This window comes from Enteractinococcus helveticum (assembly GCF_001657475.1).
In the GTDB taxonomy this organism is placed as follows: domain Bacteria; phylum Actinomycetota; class Actinomycetes; order Actinomycetales; family Micrococcaceae; genus Yaniella; species Yaniella helvetica.
In genome coordinates this window covers 55,100-73,566 of the sequence record NZ_LXEY01000006.1, presented here as the reverse complement: position 1 = coordinate 73,566, position 18,467 = coordinate 55,100, and the positions used below count along the sequence as shown (strand labels likewise).

14 protein-coding genes are annotated in these 18,467 nt (G+C 64.6%); 6 read left to right on the top strand and 8 right to left on the bottom strand.

Annotated elements, in window-relative coordinates:
• The first annotated feature begins 63 nt into the window (after positions 1 to 63).
• Complete coding sequence (locus A6F49_RS01245) at positions 64 to 1,635, top strand: recombinase family protein (protein ID WP_043056007.1); 1,572 nt, start codon at positions 64 to 66, stop codon at positions 1,633 to 1,635.
• A 53-nt stretch (positions 1,636 to 1,688) separates the two neighbouring features.
• On the opposite strand, the gene A6F49_RS17580 is transcribed toward A6F49_RS01245, so the two are convergent.
• From A6F49_RS17580 to A6F49_RS01220, 6 genes are all read right to left on the bottom strand, one after another.
• Positions 1,689 to 1,967 carry a hypothetical protein gene (locus A6F49_RS17580; RefSeq protein ID WP_150119331.1) on the bottom strand — a complete coding sequence of 93 codons (279 nt, stop codon included), beginning with the start codon at positions 1,965 to 1,967 and terminating at the stop codon, positions 1,689 to 1,691.
• A gap of 496 nt (positions 1,968 to 2,463) precedes the next feature.
• Positions 2,464 to 3,246: a helix-turn-helix domain-containing protein gene (locus tag A6F49_RS01240; RefSeq protein WP_052500024.1), complete on the bottom strand. Its 783-nt coding sequence runs from the start codon at positions 3,244 to 3,246 to the stop codon at positions 2,464 to 2,466.
• Positions 3,243 to 4,133: a hypothetical protein gene (locus tag A6F49_RS01235; protein WP_150119330.1), complete on the bottom strand. Its 891-nt coding sequence runs from the start codon at positions 4,131 to 4,133 to the stop codon at positions 3,243 to 3,245. Before A6F49_RS01235 ends, A6F49_RS01240 begins: the two co-directional genes overlap by 4 nt.
• Before the next feature lie 337 nt (positions 4,134 to 4,470).
• On the bottom strand, positions 4,471 to 7,431 hold the full coding sequence (locus A6F49_RS01230; RefSeq protein WP_043056004.1) for an FtsX-like permease family protein: 2,961 nt from the start codon (positions 7,429 to 7,431) through the stop codon (positions 4,471 to 4,473).
• On the bottom strand, positions 7,424 to 8,155 hold the full coding sequence (locus A6F49_RS01225) for an ABC transporter ATP-binding protein (RefSeq protein ID WP_201120208.1): 732 nt from the start codon (positions 8,153 to 8,155) through the stop codon (positions 7,424 to 7,426). Before A6F49_RS01225 ends, A6F49_RS01230 begins: the two co-directional genes overlap by 8 nt.
• A 47-nt stretch (positions 8,156 to 8,202) precedes the next feature.
• Positions 8,203 to 8,799 (bottom strand): PadR family transcriptional regulator, encoded by a 597-nt coding sequence (locus A6F49_RS01220; RefSeq protein ID WP_043056003.1) that lies wholly within the window; start codon positions 8,797 to 8,799, stop codon positions 8,203 to 8,205.
• 490 nt (positions 8,800 to 9,289) lie between these two features.
• Here A6F49_RS01220 and mobF point away from each other — a divergent pair, with 490 nt between their 5' ends.
• On the top strand, positions 9,290 to 12,745 hold the full coding sequence (gene mobF / locus A6F49_RS01215) for a MobF family relaxase (RefSeq protein WP_235604803.1): 3,456 nt from the start codon (positions 9,290 to 9,292) through the stop codon (positions 12,743 to 12,745).
• A 75-nt stretch (positions 12,746 to 12,820) separates the two neighbouring features.
• Here mobF and A6F49_RS01210 read toward each other — a convergent pair whose 3' ends face one another.
• Positions 12,821 to 13,447 (bottom strand): TetR/AcrR family transcriptional regulator, encoded by a 627-nt coding sequence (locus A6F49_RS01210; protein ID WP_052500023.1) that lies wholly within the window; start codon positions 13,445 to 13,447, stop codon positions 12,821 to 12,823.
• 58 nt (positions 13,448 to 13,505) lie between these two features.
• Between A6F49_RS01210 and A6F49_RS01205 the strand changes: the two genes are divergently transcribed.
• Positions 13,506 to 14,009, top strand: a complete 504-nt coding sequence (locus A6F49_RS01205) for a hypothetical protein (RefSeq protein WP_150119329.1) — start codon at positions 13,506 to 13,508, stop codon at positions 14,007 to 14,009.
• Positions 14,006 to 14,992 carry a fumarylacetoacetate hydrolase family protein gene (locus A6F49_RS01200; RefSeq protein ID WP_052500022.1) on the top strand — a complete coding sequence of 329 codons (987 nt, stop codon included), beginning with the start codon at positions 14,006 to 14,008 and terminating at the stop codon, positions 14,990 to 14,992. The genes A6F49_RS01205 and A6F49_RS01200 overlap by 4 nt, the downstream gene beginning before the upstream one ends.
• A gap of 92 nt (positions 14,993 to 15,084) precedes the next feature.
• On the opposite strand, the gene A6F49_RS01195 is transcribed toward A6F49_RS01200, so the two are convergent.
• On the bottom strand, positions 15,085 to 15,957 hold the full coding sequence (locus tag A6F49_RS01195; RefSeq protein ID WP_201120202.1) for a LysR family transcriptional regulator: 873 nt from the start codon (positions 15,955 to 15,957) through the stop codon (positions 15,085 to 15,087).
• A 93-nt stretch (positions 15,958 to 16,050) separates the two neighbouring features.
• Between A6F49_RS01195 and A6F49_RS01190 the strand changes: the two genes are divergently transcribed.
• Together A6F49_RS01190 and A6F49_RS01185 are read left to right on the top strand one after the other, a co-directional pair.
• Positions 16,051 to 17,013: a DMT family transporter gene (locus tag A6F49_RS01190; RefSeq protein WP_201120200.1), complete on the top strand. Its 963-nt coding sequence runs from the start codon at positions 16,051 to 16,053 to the stop codon at positions 17,011 to 17,013.
• Positions 17,014 to 17,293: 280 nt separating this feature from the next.
• The gene (locus A6F49_RS01185; protein WP_150119328.1) at positions 17,294 to 18,439 is read left to right on the top strand and encodes a coiled-coil domain-containing protein; all 1,146 of its coding nucleotides are present in this window, start codon (positions 17,294 to 17,296) and stop codon (positions 18,437 to 18,439) included.
• The last annotated feature ends 28 nt before the right edge of the window (positions 18,440 to 18,467 follow it).

The following is an 18,467-nucleotide window of genomic DNA, read 5'->3' as shown; positions in this document are numbered from 1 at the left end:
CGCCTAGCCGAGGTTCTGTAAACGCACCTACCTCTCATACGAGTAGGAAGGTGGGGCCAGAACATGGGCCACAACAAGCAGGAACAGACCACGGAGCAGTTGCGGGCGGTGGTGTACGTCAGGATCAGTGATGACCCCGAGGGCGCGGAGCGCGGGGTTGACCGGCAGGAAGCGGACTGCCGCGCCTACGCCGCCGCGCATGGTTGGGAAGTCGCGGCGGTGTTTCGTGAGAATGATACGTCGGCGTTTAAGCAGCGCACACTTACGCTGCCGTCTGGTGAGCGGGTGCGGCGGGTGGTTCGCCCGCAGTTCCGTGCCATGCTCAAACACCTCACCGATGGTCACGCTCAGGTGATGGTCGCGTATGACTTGGATCGGGCGGTGCGCGACCCGCGAGATTTAGAGGACTTGATCGACGCGAAAGTGCTCGGCGGATTCTCGGTTCGCTCGGTAACCGGGTCGCTGCGGTTGGACACCGATTCCGATGTGGCAATGGCCAGAGTGCTTGTCGCGATGGCGAACAAGTCCTCAGCCGACACCGCGCGCCGTGTCGCGCGAGCAGCGAAACAGCAGGCCATCGAAGGGGCCTGGCACGGTGGCCGAGTACCGTTCGGATACCGCGCCGAGAACGGCGCACTGGTCATCGACCCCGAGACTGCTGAGTTGGTGCGCGAAGCCATGCAGCGGGTACTGGCCGGTGATTCCCTGTATCGGATTCGCAAAGATTGGAACGAGCGCGGCGTCCTCACTACCCACGGGTGCGCGTGGTCGGACAGGACACTCAAGCTGATGCTGCGCAACCCCTCCAATAAGGGCGTGCGTGAGTACCGCCCGGTGCTGCCGGACGGGAGCCGCGCGAAGACCTCGCAGATGCAGGTGAAGGCGGCGTGGCCTGCGATTGTGGGCGAAGACACCTGGCAGCAGGTCTCCGATGTGCTCGACGCGCGCAAGAAAACGCGGAACTTCCATCAACCCGGCAGCGGGGCCGCAAAACGCATGTACCCGTTCTCAGGGCTGATCCGCTGCTCTGCCTGCGTGCGCGCGATGATTCACCGAGGCAACGTGTACCAATGTGCGCAACCGACGCCGGGCGGCTGTAACCGGTCGATCCGCTCCGCCGACATATCGAAGCTCGTGGAAGAGGCGGTATTGGAGACATTCGAGCAGATCACGCTCAGCCCTGCAAAACGTGAGGCATCCGGTGCTGACCTGGCTGCGCGTGTCGGTGTCGAGCGTCGCGGCGAGACCGATCGGGGGCGTCTGGCACAGCTGGATGATGACCATTACGACGGGCTGATCGATAAGCCCATGTGGGTGCGGCAACGCACGAGGATCGCGGAACGGATCGAACGTACCCGCCGCGAATACGCCGCCACGATGCCCGAACCCCAGGACGGACCGGCCATCGATGTGACCACTGTTGCTGCCGAATGGAAAGGCCGCACTCCATTGTGGCAGTACCAGGCCACCTGCCTGATCCTGGAAGCTGTCCTCGTCCACGCGCTCCCAGAGGGTATGAACGGGGCGGCCCCGGCTCGTCGCCGCAACGAGAGCGTTGAGGCGTTCCATGTGCGCCGCGCCGCGCACCGTGCTGAGGTTCTCACCCACCGGGTCGAGTTGATCTGGCGTGCCTGACCGCCCGGCATGGCAGGTGTGATTGCTCCCTGCGCTCTGAATCACGCGACGGTTCAGGGCGCGGGGCGTTCTCGCGTCTCGCCTACAGCGCGGTTCGTCGTTCGAGGCGTAGCGCACACCCCACGCAATTCAGCCAACACCACCGGGTCACGCACCGCCGCTGCCAGGCCCTGCGCGTGACGCGACGCAGCAGCGAGCCGTGCCCCGAGCGTGGCAGAAGCCTGCGCCCGCGGCGTCTGCGAGTACCGCGACCGGTCTCTGGTCGGAATAGTTCTGCCGGGTGTGGGATCGGTGATGGTGTCCATACCTGACAGGTACGCACCAGAAACCACAACATCTAGTAGTCACACAACAATCCGACTACTATATGTGGGAACATGGTGACATGGGTTGAACGGTACGCAGCACCTGCGGTCTCGGTGAGTCACCGGCACCGGCACCGGCACCAAACCCGCACAACAGGGGGCACGGTGACACTACTGGGCGGGAGGAGCGGTCCCGCCAAATTGGCATCACCGTACGGTAATGAGCGGTGGCGCCGAATCGGCACCACCGCTCCCAGCCACGGACGCTTTCAGCGTCAAGCTCACCCGCCACGGCTCACGCGCGAGCCAGCGACCGTGCAGTGATGAAAATGCCGTGCTCCCTGAACGCGTCCGGGGTTTCCCGAGCTGCGTCGGCACGGAACATCTCCGGCACGGGCCGGGTGCATGCCCGGTAAACGGCGCGGTGACTGACGGTGCCCGCTCGCTCCCTGCACCGTCATCGATGTACGCAGAGGACACGGCCAGGGCGTCCACCGCAGTCTGACGAGGGTACGAACGTCAATCATGGCTCCTCCATCCCGGAGCTATCGACGTCTTCAGCATCGTTGGCCTCGATGCGCTCGAGGAAGATATTCCACACCGTCGATTGAGCCGGGCTGAGATGTGCGCTGCGAAGCTGGTCGACCAGGCTCATAAGCATGTCGTCACTGGGTTCAGGGACTGAGCCCATCTGAGCGGTGACCGAATGGTGGAACTGCGTGATTTCCCCGGCCAGGGCTTCGGCATCACTGTCTGCGATGCCATTCTGGTCTTCGAGACGCTCAAAACGGCCGATCCATTTAATGGCCTGCAGTGCATGTGCAGGAGCGCTCATGACACTGTGAACCTCGCTCAGCACATCGGGGTCGATCTGGTTCGTTCCGGTCACAAGCAGCTGAATGTCAGCATCGAGTTGCGCGGTCCTGCTTGGCTGGCTCGTTGCTTGCGTTTGCGCTCTTGACTCGCGCAGCCGTTTGAGCGCTGCGCGCTGGGCGACGATCTGGGCTTCCTTGCGAGCAAGTTCCTGATCCAGTTCATCAAGATTCTCGTCAGAGAGGGAACCTTTTTCTTTCAAGATCGTTGCGATCTGCTCCAGCGAAACGCCGCTCTCGGCAAGTTGCCTGATCCGCAGGATCTGCACAACGTCGGTCACGTCGAATCTGCGATACCCATTTGTGTCGCGCGGAGGTTCCTCCAGCAGTCCGAGCTGCATATAATGCCGTAGCGCTCTGATCGTCGTCCCGGTGAGCGCCGCGACATCTTTGCTCCGAAGCACACTCAGCTCATCGAACCCTGATCCACTCATGCCTGCGCCTCATCAGCAATGCCCGCCTGCTGATACTCGCTCGCAGCACGAACGAAGCCGTTCGGATCAGCCACATACAGAAGCACCTCGCGCGCGGCGAAGCCTGAGGGTAAACGTCGCTTCGAAACTGGCGGGAAGGCCTGCACCGGCTCCATAAGAGTGATGCGTACGTTCGTGCTGGTCAGAGAGGTGAGCACCATGCGGTCATTCTCGGCAGCAGGCTGGGTGAAGGTGTGGTTACTCACGGCAGTAATGGTCTCGACGTTTGAGAGTGGTATGTCGAGCACGGTCTTGTGCCCCCATTTCAGGATGAGACGCTCGCCGCCGACCAGATGCGGGTTGACCACTCGTGATGCGAGAACCCCCAACACGAGCACAAGCGCGTATATCGCGACGACCAGCAGCACGATCCGCACCCATGCCCACGGCACCAGCAGATGCATCAGTGCCGCTTCCAAGACAGTGAGCACCGTCATCACAATCGGAACCGACATCGAACCTTTTGCATAACTGAAGCCCTGAGCATCACCGCCCACACCGTTCCGCCGGCCCCGGATCAAAGTGACCAGGCTCATCAGGGTGCGCATCTCGCTCATTGCGGCCCGCAGGGCGGGCTCCTCGTACTGAAGCAGTGCAACAAGCGCAGCTCCACGAAGTCCGGTAGCCCGGCGAATCTGCCGCACGCGCCATAGGGAAACGAGCAGCGCCGCGAGGATGAGCGGCAGCTCCACCGTGAGAAACAGGCGAAGCATCACAGATCGAGAGATGACTCCCGCAAGATGGAGCACGAGCACTGACGCCGCAACGACAAGGATCAAAGACACCACAATGCGATGTGTCAGCCTGAGGGTCTTCGAGGTCATACTTCCAGGGGTCTTCGAGGTCATACCTCCAGTATCAACTATGACGTCGCGTCATAGTCAAGTGTTCCCCGTGGGCGCACTTATCTACAACTTCAAGAAAATCTCGTGCTTCCACAGAGCTGACCTGAACCTGCTCGCTGTAACGGACACCAAAAGCTGCGACGCCATAAACGCTGTAGCTTCTTCACACTTGTCGAAGTGGCGTCAAAGGCGACATGTCGCATTCCAATCGCATCGTAAGCGCTCCTACGGTGTCGACAAGGGGAAAATGAGGTGCGGACCAACCTCCCTCACATCTCCGGGCAGCAAGCTACACCAAGCCAAGTCGGCATATCTCTACAGGTTCGGACTAGCTTCTCTGTCAGTCCAAGGAACGACGAGTAAGGTGCCGTGGCGGACGGGTCAGGAGCAGCGCTGCGAGTAGTCCAAATGCCGTGATGGCCACGACAATCCATGCCTGCGTGCCCCAAGCTATGACGGTGTCGAGCCAAGCTCCGCTCGCCTCTAGTCTCCGATTCCATGCAACCTGATACGTACCGAGTGCTATCCCCGCACCCATGCCGACGGGGACCCCGATGGCGAGGATCGCCATCGCTTTAGCGAGTCCGAGACGCGTCATCACCCCACGGTCCGCGCCGATTGCGTATGCAGTCGTGGCATCACGGCGTCCCTGTGTTGCGGAGAGAAGAACTGAGATCGCTGCTGCCGCGATCGCGACGAGCGCGAGCAGCACGGTGGGCCCCCATCGCATAGCTTGATCTGCGGGGTCGGCACTCGCGCCAAGTGGGTCGCCGCTGTCGGGGGTTTGGATCATGGCCAGCTCACCGACATCGTGTTGCCAAAGTGAATGCAATATCCGGAGACTGATCGGCTCCGACGTCTCTGCAAGCAGTCCGACGAAGTCGGTCTGATCGACGCCGAGTTTGTGCGCGGTGTCGGGAGAGATGATGAATCCCACGCCCACGCCCCGCACCAGCAGTGCGGGGAGCTGCACCTCACGTTCAGGTAGGACGAGGGAGGCTCCACCTTCACTGAACGGACCGATGGCAATGCGCACCATCCCGTCACCGTCGATCAGCGATGCATCGCCCACCAGGACACCCGCAGCATCAAGCACTTTGGCGGCGTCTGCGGCATCTGGGATCCGGGTGGCGAGCAGCGTTTCGCTGTCGATGAGGAGCGGTTCGAACCAGATAGAGAAGGGACTGCCGATTCTTATACCCCCCTGAAAACCAGCGCCCGAGAGCTGGTTGACGCACCGCAGCGGCGCTCCGAGTTCTCGCGCAGAAGACGCATGCACGATTTCGCCAGCAGGGCACTCCCGCCCAACAGGAGGGAGAGCTTCGAGCATGACCGAGGAATCGCGGGCGACTGCCTCGAACGAATGGCTGCCGGTGACCTCAGGCATCCCTTCAGCGAGTTCTTCGAGTACACCCGCAGCTAGCGCGCGGTCGAATTCAGGACTGATGGGGACTTGGGGTGTGACGAGGAACGTGCCCTGCCAGTCGAGTGTCGCACCGGTTACACGGGTGTCGGCGTGCGACGAGGCACCGAGGACCAGGAAGTAAGAGGCGGCGAGCAAGGAGAAGACGACGCCAAGCACGGCGGGTACGGTGCGGGAAGGATGGTCTGCGGTATCCCTGAGCGCGAGCCGCCAGACCGGGCGGCTCCGCGCTCCGAAACGACCGACGCGAGGGAGCAATGCGTGGATCGTAAGTGCGATTCCCCCTGCGGCAGCAAGCACGGCGAAGCCCACGAGCATGGAGAGGGGACCAGATCCGGGCGGCGGGGTTCTGGGAGAAAAGAACTGCACTGCATCAGCAGCACTCGGATACTCGGGCACTGGGGTAAGCAACGTCACCGTACCGAGCAGCAGACTGGCCGCAAGAAGACTGAGGCCGGATATCAACGAGAGGGGTCGGCGACGTGTGGACTGTGTGGGGCGGCGGTCGCGCAGAGCGTCGACCGGGGACATGCGAGCAGCTGTACGGGCGGGCCCAAGGGCCGCGATGAGGCCGAGGATCACGGCGATGGGGACGCCCGCAACCAACGTCCACCAGGGAAAGTTCGCGATCGCGATGTCGAAACCATATCGCTGATCCTGAATTCCAGATTCAGCCTCGATGCTGCCGAGCCAGGTGCCGAAACCCAGTGCGGCTGCCAAGCCAAGCACCGCACCGATGACGCCTCCGAGCAGGCCGATCACGAGCCCCTGGGCGAGGATGATCCGTCGGAGATCGCGGGGTTTCGCCCCTGCAGCTGCGGCGAGGCCGAGGGTGCGGCGTGATTGTTCCGCGGAGATCGCGAGCGCCGGGGTGACAAGGAAGAGCACGAGCATGCCGCCGACCACAAGTACGAGCACCAGCCCGACAGTGCCTTCGAGGTAGGCGTTTGCGTTGAGTGGCACTGGGTAGAGTTCGTCAGAGTTCGGATAGTTCTGTAGCACATGTCGTGAGACAACGAAGGCCTGGAGTTCGTTGAGGGTCTTCGCTTGTTCCCAGGTGACAGGTGCATCTCCCAGCACGAGCCAATGCCCTTGTACTCCTTCGGGTTTCTCTGCAACGAGTGTGGACAACCATCCGGAAGGTGCCCAAGCGGTGTAGCTGGTGTCTTCAGAGATGCCGGAAATGCGATAGCCACGCATGGAGTCTTGCATCGCTGCGGCGGCATTCCCGTCGGAGCTGCGAACTCCGCTGTCCGGTGGCGCAGTAAAGCTGAGGACGTCTCCGGGGTTCACTCCCAATCGATCGGCAAGCGCTTGGCTGATCAGCACCTCGTCAGGGGTCGTCGGTAGGCTACCCGCGACCGCTTTGGGTGCGAGTAATTGGAACGCTGCGGGTTCGGCTTCTCGGAGCTCCACCATCGCCAATCGTTCGAGTTCTGTTCCGCTCAACCGTTCCGCTCCGGCGGTTGCACTCTGCTGTTCACCGGGCTCAAGACCGAGATCAGGGGATGCCGCCAGGGGTGGGGAATGCCAGAACTCGCTCAGCTCGACACCGGGGGCGAGCAAGGCGGCGATTTCCTCGGTGCTCGTCGGCACCGTTTCGAAATCGTCCATCCACGGCCCTGGCGCACCCTCGGGTATCTGTTGAAAAGGTGCCCCTCCGCGGGGAATCGCCGTTGCCGTGACGACTGCCTGCGCGCCCTCGGGGATGGTCGCGAGGACACGGTCTCGGGTCGGGGTTCCAGGGTTCGACACTGATACAAACCCTGCGAGCGCGGCAACCGGGAGGGCAATGAGTAGTGCTGCGAGCAGCGTCCTGACGAGGTGACGTCGGGCATCGCGACGCGCGAGGCGCAGCACTGGTCGCCAGCTACTCATGTGCTGTTTCCTGCTCGGCAAGGAGCCTCGTGACATCGCTTGGTCCGGTTTCTCCTGAAATGCGGCCGTCGCGGAGATACACGGTGCGGTCTGCCCAGGCCGCAAAGCGTGCCTCGTGGGTCACCATCACGACTGCGGCACCGCGATCCGCGCGATTCCGAAGCAGCTCGAGAATCGCACGCCCGGTAGTACTGTCGAGCGCGCCGGTCGGTTCATCGGCGAGTAGCAGACGACGCGGGCCAACGAGGGCGCGCGCAATCGCGACACGCTGGGCTTGACCGCCCGACATCTCTTCAGGACGCCGATCTGCAAGATCAGCGATCCCGCACTCCACCAGTACTTCAAGCGAAGTCTCACGAGCCATCCTCCACCCCATGCCGTCAAGCTCAAGCGGAAACGCGACGTTCTCGACAGCAGTGAGTCCCGGCAGCAGGTTGAAGTCCTGAAAGACGTAACCGGCACTTCGGCGGCGAAGCTGCGCCAGTTGTTTGGTGGTCAATGCTGAGAGCGCGACTTCCTCGACCAGCACCTCACCCTCGGTTGGGGTGTCGAGGCCACCTGCAAGGTTCAGCAGGGTCGATTTCCCCGAGCCGGATGGTCCCATGATCGCAATGAACTCACCAGCCTGCACGCTCAAGCTGACAGTGTCTAGCGCACGAACCTCGCGAGCACCCTCACCGTGTATCCGACTGACCGACCTCAATTCCAAGACGGTTGTACTCAAAATATTTGTGCCGTCGATTTGTACCAATGCAGGCGACTGATCACCGGTCACTGCGCTGCCCCTGAATACGGGCTCTGACGGGTTGCTTCTTTGAACGGATCAGGAGTCGAAGCAGGCGCGGGTGGTACTGATTGTTCCAGGGTGCCCTCCACATCATCGAGCCAACGCAGTTCGGCCTCAGCCACGAAAATGTGGTGGTCGAGTACGAGACGGCCGACAAGATCATCGGTACCCACTTCACGTCTCAGGCGGGTGAGGTCGTGCATGTCGCGTTGCGTTGCTGCGCGCTGCGATTGGATCATTGCTAGGACGTTTACACCGGGAGTGATGGTTGCGAGCATAAGTTTCACCACAAGCTCATCACGACCCCGCTGCTCAGAAATGACAGGACGTTCCCACCAAGCGGCAAGCTCAGCGTGGCCCGTGGCAGTGAGTCGCCAGGGCTGCCCGGTCGTGTCGGAGCGGTGTGGCTCCTCGTCACGCACCACGTGCCCATCACGTTCAAGTCGTTGCAGTGTGGTGGAGACCTGTCCGATGTTCAAGGGCCAGCTTTGCGCGGTCGAAGCTTCGAACCGCTTACGCAGTTGATACGTGGATGAAGGTTGCGCTGCGAGCAGCGCGAGCATCGCGTGTTTGACGGACATGATCTTCCCAGCCTTAGATGGTTACTCAAGAACTAGTTACACAGTAACCATCTATTTGTCGCAAGGCAACTTGCTTCGCTTGATGAGTTTGGTGGTCACGGCGGAAAGTGCCGAGCAATCTGCAGGTCCGGTATCGCGGCAGGGGTCTCTACAAAGAACATTCAGCAGATTGACGATTCAATGCGCCTGGCGCGCGGTCGGGATTCGCTGCGCGAGGTGCTAGAGGTCAGTTCGACTCCCGTGCCGCTCGCGACTCGATAGCGGCATCAAACATGTATTTCCAGGCACCATCACCACTCTTGTATAGCTTTCCGACCCAAGCGCACATCTCACAGACCTCGTTTGTCTCCGAGCGCGCCCACCCTCGTTTCCGCCGCTCTCTATTTCGACCTTCACATCTACAAAATCAATGAATGAATTGATGCACGTATTTTACGGCGGGGCCGTAGAGCGCACCTCTCTCACGAGACGACTCGTGAGGGAGGCCAGCGTGAAGGGCGGCGTGATCCTGTTTCGCGGCAGCGGTGCTGCCGCGCGCCACTACGTCGAGGCCGACCGCTCCGGTGCGGACGAGTACTACCTGGGCGCGGACAACGCCATTGCCGAGTACGCGGTGATCGACTGCGCGGGCGAGGTCACCGCCGTCCGGTCGCTCACGCCGGACGAGTACGAAGGCTGGGTGGACTGGAGCAACCCGGAGACGGGCGAGTCGATGGGTACCCCGCGCAAGCCCGGCCAGGTGCGCCGGCGGTCGCCGTTGTTCGCGGAGATGACGATCAACGCCCCCAAGTCGCTGTCGGTCGCCGCCGCGCTGCACCCCGAGGTCTCGGCGGCATTGAACGCCGCGCAGCAGGACGCACTGGCGGAAATACAGCGGTTCCTCGGTCAGCACTCGGTCACGTTGGCGGGGCCGCGCGGGGCGCAGGAGGTCATGCCTATCGAGCACATGCAGGTCGTCGGCATCCGGCACAAGACCTCACGGGCTGGCGATCCGCACCGGCATATCCATATGCAGATTGGCACGCGGGTGTGGGCGGCTGGGAAGTGGCGGGCCCTGACCACCGCGGCGCTGTTCCAGCAGCAAGGAACGATCCGCGCCCTCGGCACCGCGATCATCGCCGCACACCCACAGCTCGCCGAAACCCTTGCAGCGCACGGGCTGACGCCCGACCCGGGGAGCGGCGAGGAGGGCGAGTTGGAGCCGTTCAACCCGGGGATGTCGAAGCGGGCGGCGCAGATCAGACGCAACCTGGAACGCCTCGAAGCCGAATGGGAAGCAGCGCATCCTGGTGAGGAACTCGGCCCGGTGATGACGGCCAGGTTTCAGGGCATCGCGTGGGCGCAACAGCGGCCGGGCAAGAAGCCGGCGGATTTGAAGAACGAGCAGTGGTGGCAGGAGGAACTCCGCGATGCCGGCTACGACCCCGAACGCCTCACTCGGCATACTGCGCAACCCCCGGCGTCGCTGGACGACCTCGCCGTGCAGGAGGTCGCCAGTCGTGCGCTTGACCGTTGCGCCGCCGGGTCGTCGGCGTGGACGCCGCACACCGTGCAGGAACAGGTCACCCGGATCATTACCGAGGCAGGCGTGCAGGCAACACCAGCCGAGTTGCGCGATTTCATCCCCCTCGCGACTGATCTTGCGGTCTCGGATTGCTTCTCGATCTTGCCGCCTGGAGCCCCGCCGCCCGAGCATGTGGCGCACTTGACGAGCGTGGGCGTGGTCGCCGCTGAGACCGCGCTACGCGACCAGCTCACCGCCGCAACACCGCGCCGGGAGCCGGAACCGGCCGACGTGACCGAGGCCGCGCACGCGGCAGGACTCGATGAAGGGCAGACGGTCGCCGCCGCTGCCGTCGCCTCGACCGATCCCTTGGTGATCGTGGAGGGCGCAGCCGGAGCCGGGAAGACCACCATGCTCGGCGTCGCCATCAAGGTCGCCGCCGAGCACGGCAGAGCCTCGCGAGTGGTTGCGCCGACGTTGCGGGCGGCGCAGGTCGCGCACGACGAACTCGGCGTGCCCGCCACCAGCGTTGCGGCCCTCGTGCACGCGCATGGGTGGCGGTGGAACGAGGACGGCGTATGGACACGCCTCAATCCTGGTGACACTGACCCCGAGACCGGCAGCGTCTATACCGGCCCGCGGCGAGAAGCGGTACTGTCGCAGGGTGAGCGGGTGATCGTGGACGAGGCCGGGATGCTCGACCAAGACACCGCCCGAGCCCTCCTGACCGTCACCGCCGAGGCAGGGGCGACGGTCGCGCTCGTCGGCGACCGCGCCCAGCTGCCCGCTGTCGGTCGTGGCGGGGTGCTCGACATGGCCGCGCAGATCAGGGGCCGCACCTACGACATGAGCGAACTGCACCGATTCACCGATGCCGAATTCGCCGCCCTCACACTGGCGATGCGCGACCGTGAGAACCCCGGCGACGTGTTCGACCGGCTCGCCGCCATGCGCCTCGTCACGCTACACGCCGACGATGAGCAGGCCCGCGAGCACATCACCGCCAACGCCCACGAGGGCGAGGCGATCACGGTGGCGACGAATGACGAGGCCGCCACATTGAACGAGCGCATCCGCGCCGGGCGCGTCGAGTCCGGCGAGGTCGACGACACCGTGACGGCGACCGGCAGCGACGGGCTGAGCATCGGAGCCGGTGACCTCATCCAGACTCGCAAGAACAACAACGATCTTGGTGTCGCGAACCGACAGCAGTGGATCGTGCAGCACGTCGAGAACGACGGCACCGTCTACGTCCGCGAGGTCGGCAGCGGGCGCAAGAGCCCTCGCACGGTTGCGCTCCCGTCTGAGTATGTGGGTGAACATGCGCACCTGTCCTATGCTGCGACCGCCTACGGTGTCCAAGGCGCCACCGTCACCGCCTCGCACACGATCCTCTCGGAGGCGACGAGCGCGGCAGGTGTTTACGTCGGCATGACCCGAGGCCGCCAGACCAGCCGGCTCCACGTCGTCGCCGAGGACATGGCCGATGCACGGGCGCAGTTCATCGAGGCGATCGAACGCGACCCCGCAGACCGCGGCCTCGACCACGCCACCCAGCAAGCCGCCGAAGCCGTACGCGGCCTCATCAGCGATGGCCCCGTGCGCCTGGTCACCGACGAACTCGCCCGCCTCGACCACGAGGCCAAGCGAGCAGAGCAGACAGCTCAGCGATGGGAGCAGATCGCCGCACGCCTCGACGCCCAACGCGCGGCACATCGGGCCGAGGGCGACGAGACCACGGCGGTACTTCGCAAGGCCGAGACCACCGCCGAGGAGGTGCGTGCCGAGGTCGCCGGGCCGATGACCGTCCAGGCCGAGCACGACGGCACGGCCTACCTCGCCGCCGTCGAGAACGAGGCCGCCGTCAGCGGGCGTCTCGCTACTGTGGGGAGATTCGGCAGGCGCAAAGCTCGCGCCGAGCAGCGGGCCGCGACCGACCGCACGCAGGCGCTCCGCGGGCAGGTCAGCACCGAGTGGGGCACCACCCCGACCGATACTGATCGCCTCCCCGAATGGGCCGGCCGGGTCGCCGCGAAGCGTGCCGAGGCCGATCCTCGCGTGATCGAGGCGGTGCAGACCGTCGAGGCCGCGACCGCCGACCGTGACGCGATGCGGGAGCGCCACGAGCAGGAGCGTCTGGCGCTGTTGGTCAGCGAGTACGGGCCGGAGCAGGCCCGCCGCGAACAGCTCGGCATGCGTGTCGACAGCCCCCACCGCGCGGCACGCGACGCGCGAGCCCAGGTTGCCGCGACCCGCGCCGAAGCCGACGAACTCCGCAGCCTCCCGATCAACGACGCTGCACGACGCATCGAGACGAAGCGTGCCGGGCAGGAGCAAGCGCGGCGGCGGGCAACAGAGCAAGCACGGCAGCTCCCCGACCTGTTCAAGCGCGACCCGCACCAGAGCGATCCGCGACGCGAGGGGCCAACCCGAGGCATATAGAAAGCAGTCGGCATCCCGTAGGAGGCCTCTAAAGGTACGACTGTCTTGATGTGGATCTGCTTGTGCCAATTGAGGCTACTTCGCGGTTTCTTCTCCGGCTCGACTTGTGCCGCGGGCTCCGTCAATTCTGGTCGGGATCGGTAGCGTTCGCATGAGAAGAGCGTGAACCGCCCCTCGACTCACGTGCTCGTTTCCGCCCCACTCCAAGCAGATTGCAATCACCGAGCCCGTCCAGCCTCGAACCGCCAGCCGATCCAGCTCAATAACCTTGCCGATCCGCAAGTGCGTGAGGACTGCCCGCTCGATCTGCGTTCGTGTCTGCTCGATCGTGGCCGCTACTTCGGGGTCGGCTTGCAGCGTTCCGCCGTGGAGGAGTCGGTAGCCGTGAGGGTGCGTGTCCGCATAGGCGAGATAGGCGTCCAGCGCTTCTGGAAGCTCCGCGCCTTCGAGCACGGTGCGCAGTGCTGCCGATTCATGCGCGACGACCGCTCGGATGAGCTCCCGTTTCGACGCGAAGTAGTGATACAGCAGTGCCCGTGACGCTCCGGATCGCTTGGCGACCTCGTCCATCGAGAACGCCGTCAGGGGCTCGCTGCCCAGCAGGTCGACTGCGACCTCGATCAACTCTTGCCGACGCTGATCGGTCGAGAGCCGCCGCCTGGCTCGTTCGTGACCCGCTCGACCACGGCTATTAGACACCATGTCAATAGTGTAGCCTGGCCTCTACTGACACTGTGTCTAATAGAGAGGGGTGTGTGTCGTGAGTTCACCGACACGAGCAGTGAGAACCGCCGTCGCGCTGTTTGGTGCCTACGTGGTCTCCCAGGCCTACATCGCCGCGCTGCTACGCCCACTTGGGCGCGATGTCCTGCGCGTGCAGACAACCGGCGACCCTGACGAATTTTGTCGCATCATGACCGGCTGGAGCCCCGAGCAGCGCCTCCAGTACCGCAAGCACCTGCTGCCGGACACCCTGCACCCGCTCCTGTACGCCTCCGCGCTCGCGGCAGCAGGGATCGCCGGTCACGAACCGTCCACACCGCGATGGGTGCGCATCGTCGCAGTAGCAGCCCCTGCCGCCTCCGCCGTGTGTGACCTGTCCGAGAACGCGTTGCACGCCAGATTCGTGAATCACCCACACCGCGTAACCCGCGAGGCGGCGCGCGCATCGACTTTGTTGACCCGCACGAAGTGGGTGCTGGCTTGCGGCACTGCGGGAGCCCTGATCACACGCACGCTACGCAAACGAAGGAGCGCACGATGAAGCTCGTCACCTACCGACCCCACGATGCGGAGGTGATCGACGCGCCACTCTTCGGTGCTGTGCGCGACCAGGAGATCATTCACTTCGGCAGCACGAGAGGGCACGACACCGAAGGTCTGGACTCGATCAAGACCTACTTGTCGGGGCTTCCCGGCACCTTCGAGCGCGCTGCGGCTATCGTTGCCGATCCGACCGTCTCCGGTGTTCCACTGACCGGCGTGCGGCTGCTCCCGGTGCTGCCAGAACCCGCGGCGATACTGGACAGCGGGCTGAGCCCCACCCATCTGCGAGCGTCAAGCCGAACACTGCTGCGGCACAGCCTCCCTACCCTGATCGGCCGGCCCCTGGGTCGGATACTCGGTCGTGCTGCCAGCAGATCCACCACAGTCAGGTTCTACAAGGGCAACCATCACTCCATCAGCGGCCACGGGGACGAGATCGCATGGCCAGACTTCACTGCCTACCTCGACATCGAACCAGAACTCGCGCTGGTGACCGGCCCGGAGACGCAACGCCACACTGACCGCGTCCAGCCCGCCGGCTACCTCATCTACAACGATGCCAGCGCACGTGACGTGCAACTGGGCGAAATGCTCTTCACCGGGCCAGCCAGCAGCAAGGACTTCGACACCGGCAACGGCATCGGTCCGTACCTTGTCACTCCGGACGAAGTGAGCAACCCGCTGGCGATCGACGTTCAGGTCGAGTTCGACACTCGCCCTGCCTGGCGAGGATCGACCAGCGACTACACCCACCATCCCGAAGAACTGCTTGCCCATGTGCTACGGCGACGCTCCCTGCCAGCCGGAACCATCATCGGCATGGGCACCATCCCCGGCTGCTGCGGCCTCGACCGCGATGAATGGCTCAACCCGGGCGAAGCCTTCACCATTCGCTTCGAGGGCATCGGAGAACTCCAACAGAGCTTCGGAACTCCTACCGCGATGCCCCGGACAAACTGGCCAAGACGCGACAGCGAATAAACCATCGAGCGCGCAGAGCTAGTCCGAAGCCAGCACGCTGTGCCGTCGCAAAAATAGCTGCGTCTTGATCGGCTTGTTTCTGCGGCTTCAGCTTACTTGTGCGACGTGGCCGTGAGGTGCGCGACGAGGGCGTCAACGGGGCGTGGTGGGGTCTTATCGCTGGTCAGGAGCAGGATGTCGCGGTGCATTTCGGTGTTCAGTCGGCGGTAGGCGATCCCGGCATTGTCGGGTTGTCGTGCGGAGGCGGGCACACAGGCGATGGCAAGGCCCGCGTCCACGAGTGTGAGCTGGGTGGAGTGATCGGCGACGTAGTGCCGGATATCGAGTTCGATCCCGATCGTGCGTGCCAGCTGGGTGAGTGCCAGGTGCCCGTCGGAGTCGCGAGCGCAGGTGGCCCAGGCCTCATCGGCCAGGTCCGTGAGGTCGAGCGCTGCCTTCTCCCGCAGCGGGTGGTTCCCGGGCAGCGCGATCCACACGGGTTCGCTGGCCACCAGGTGGGAGGCGACGCCGAAGGGCAGCCGGAGCGGTGATGGGCTCCAGGATTCGGCGAACACCAGGTCGAGGCGGCCATCGATGAGGCGGTCCAGGTGCCCGGTCGTTTCGCCGTCCTCGATGCGCAGCTCCACGCGCGGGTGGCGGCGCTGGAACGCGGGGAAGCGTGCGGTGAGAGTGGTGCGGATGATCGAGGCGAGAGCACCGATGCAGATGCGACCGACCAGCTCGTCGCCGTGGTGCAGATCCTTCTCCGCCTGCGCCATGAGCTCGGCAACCTGAGCGGCGTAGTCGGCCAGCACGCGTCCCTCGCTCGTCAAGCGCACCCCGCGCCCGTCGGGGATGACCACGCGGACGCCTGCTTCGGCCTCGATCCGCCGCAGCTGCTGCGACACGGCCGGGCCAGTCATGTGCAGCAGCGCGGCTGCCCGAGTCACCGATCCGGCCCGCGCGACCGCATCCAGCACCCGCATTCGGCTCCATTCCACACCCATACGTCATGCTTACCACTATCGTGTAGATATCAGAAGTAGTGCTTATCAGTGTGCGGTGCATAACGTCGAGGTGTGACCAACATCCACCAGACTGGAAGCCGAATCTCTGCGATCGGGTCGGCGGGCGTGCTCGCCGGAGCGCTGTGCCTGTCGGTCTCGGCGATCCTGGTCAAGCTCGCCGGGGTGGACGCCGCGACGACCGCCATGCTGCGCTGCGCGATCGCCGTGCTCGTGCTCGTTCCTTTAGCGCGTGCCGAACGTCACCGGTGTGGCGGTCTGTCGTGGCAGGGCATCGGGTGGGCGGTCGCGGCTGGGATCGCGCTCGGGGTCGACTACGCCGCCTGGACCGCCGCGATCTATCAGGTCGGTGCCGGGATCAGTACCGTCCTGATCAATGTCCAGGTGGTCGTGCTCCCGCTGCTGGCGCTGGTCGTCGACCGAGAACAGATCACCACGCGGTTCCTCGTGGCTCTGCCGCTGATGCTGCTGGGGGTCAGTCTCGTCGGCGGCCTGTGGGACACCGCCGCACTGGGCGGAAATGCCGTCACAGGAACGCTGCTGGGCCTGCTTGCCGGAGTCGGGTACGGAATCTACCTGTTCCTCACCCGCCGATCCACCCGGCGGGAACCGGGCCGCCTGATCCAGCCGCTGGCCTGGGCGACCACTTCTGCCGCGGTGACCACGACACTCATCGCCCCGTTCTCCGGCGGGCTGCACCTGACCGGCATCAGCGCCGCATCCTGGGGGCTGCTGGTCGCCCTCGCCCTCCTCGGGCAGGTCATCGCCTGGCTGCTGATCCACCACGGCAGCATCCGCCTCGCCCCCACCACCACCGCAACACTCCTGCTGATCCAACCGGTGCTCGCGCTCGGCCTCGCCGCTGTGACCCTCGCCGAGTACCCCACAGTCCTCCAACTCACGGGGGCTGGAATCGTCGTCGCCGCCGTCGCGATAGCAAACGGCCTCCACCGCAGACACCGACGCCACCGAAAGCAGAGACCAGACCCCACGACACCCCGCACCCCATCAAGCTGAGCCTTACGCGACCAGCATGAGAGAAGAACGCCCCGCTCTGCGTAGTCACGGTATTTCACAGCGGCTTCACACCGCGATACGCGGCTTCCACCGCACCCCCGCCAAGATTCGGTCAGCCGTTGGCCGCACGGCCACGAAGCCGTGCGGCGCTGGCATCATCGGGGCCCAGGCCATCCGTTCGACGCTACCTGTAGACTGGAACCGCGCAGACGCGCGCGATCACAGGTGAGTGTGTTTGGGGTACCTCGGCTACGCCGTCACTGGGCACGGCGCGCAAGGCATGACCGTCGACACTGCGCACACGGTGCTCTCCGACGAGATGGACGCTGCCGGTGCCTATGTCGGCATGACCCGCGGCCGCACCGCGAACGTGCTGCACGTCGTTGCCGTCGACGAGCAAGATGCCCGCGAACAGTTCATCGACGCATTCGCACGCGATAGCGCAGACCGCGGCCTCGACGAAGCCCGAAAACAGGTCGAACGCGACATGCACGGCATCATCGCCGGCAACGCGGCGACCGTAGCCGCCGAAGTCGACCAGCTTATCCACGACGCGGCGAAAGCCGACCGGCAGACAGCCGTCTGGGACGATGCCGCCTCCCAGTTCGCCCGGCTGCGCGAGCAGCATGCCGCCGAGCTACACCAGCTCGAACAAGCAGTGGAAACGACGCAGGCCACCGCACAACAGCTACACGCCCAAGTGATCGCCCCGCTTCGCGCCGAAGCTCAGACCGACGGGGCCGAGATCGCAGCGCTGCGCGAGCGCGCGACGCAGGCGCAACAGGAAGCGCGCAGCGCCGGCCGATTCAGTCGCCGGCGGGCCGAGCGCGACACCCAAACCGCCACAAGCAAGTGGGAACAGGCACGCGACCGCGCCACGCAACGCTGGGGCAGCGCCCCATGGGGTGCTGGCGAGGTCGAGAGCTGGGCCGAGCGCGTCAGCCAGCAGCGCGCCGGCCAAGACCCCCAGGTGCGCGACGCGAGCAAAGCCTCTACCGTTGCGAAGATCGAGCTGAACACCGCTCACAAACGACACCCGCTCGAAGCGCAAGGCCTTGCCCGCCGAGTGTTTCGCAACGATCCCGCTGCGCAGTTCCTCACGGCCGAGAGCGGGGAGCGCCGTGCCGCGCAGAACACGGAACGGTGGCGGGGTCGAGCTACCGACTTGCGCGCCGAAGCCGTCGAGCTGCGCCAGCTTCCCACCGACCAGGCGGCCGAGCGGGTGCAGGCGAAGCACCAGCCGCAGCTGAGCACGCGGCACGCGAAAAGCAGCTCGCACGCGAACGCGCCGAACGACTCCGCAAGCAAGACCCCTATCGCTCACCAACCCAGCACCAGCCAGGCCCATCGCGCGGCCCGAGTCTTGGACTGTAAAAACCCTTACTTCCAAGGGCGATGTAACGTTCTCTGCCGCTCAGACATATAGGAGGTGTGAAGCCCCATCCGGGTTCACG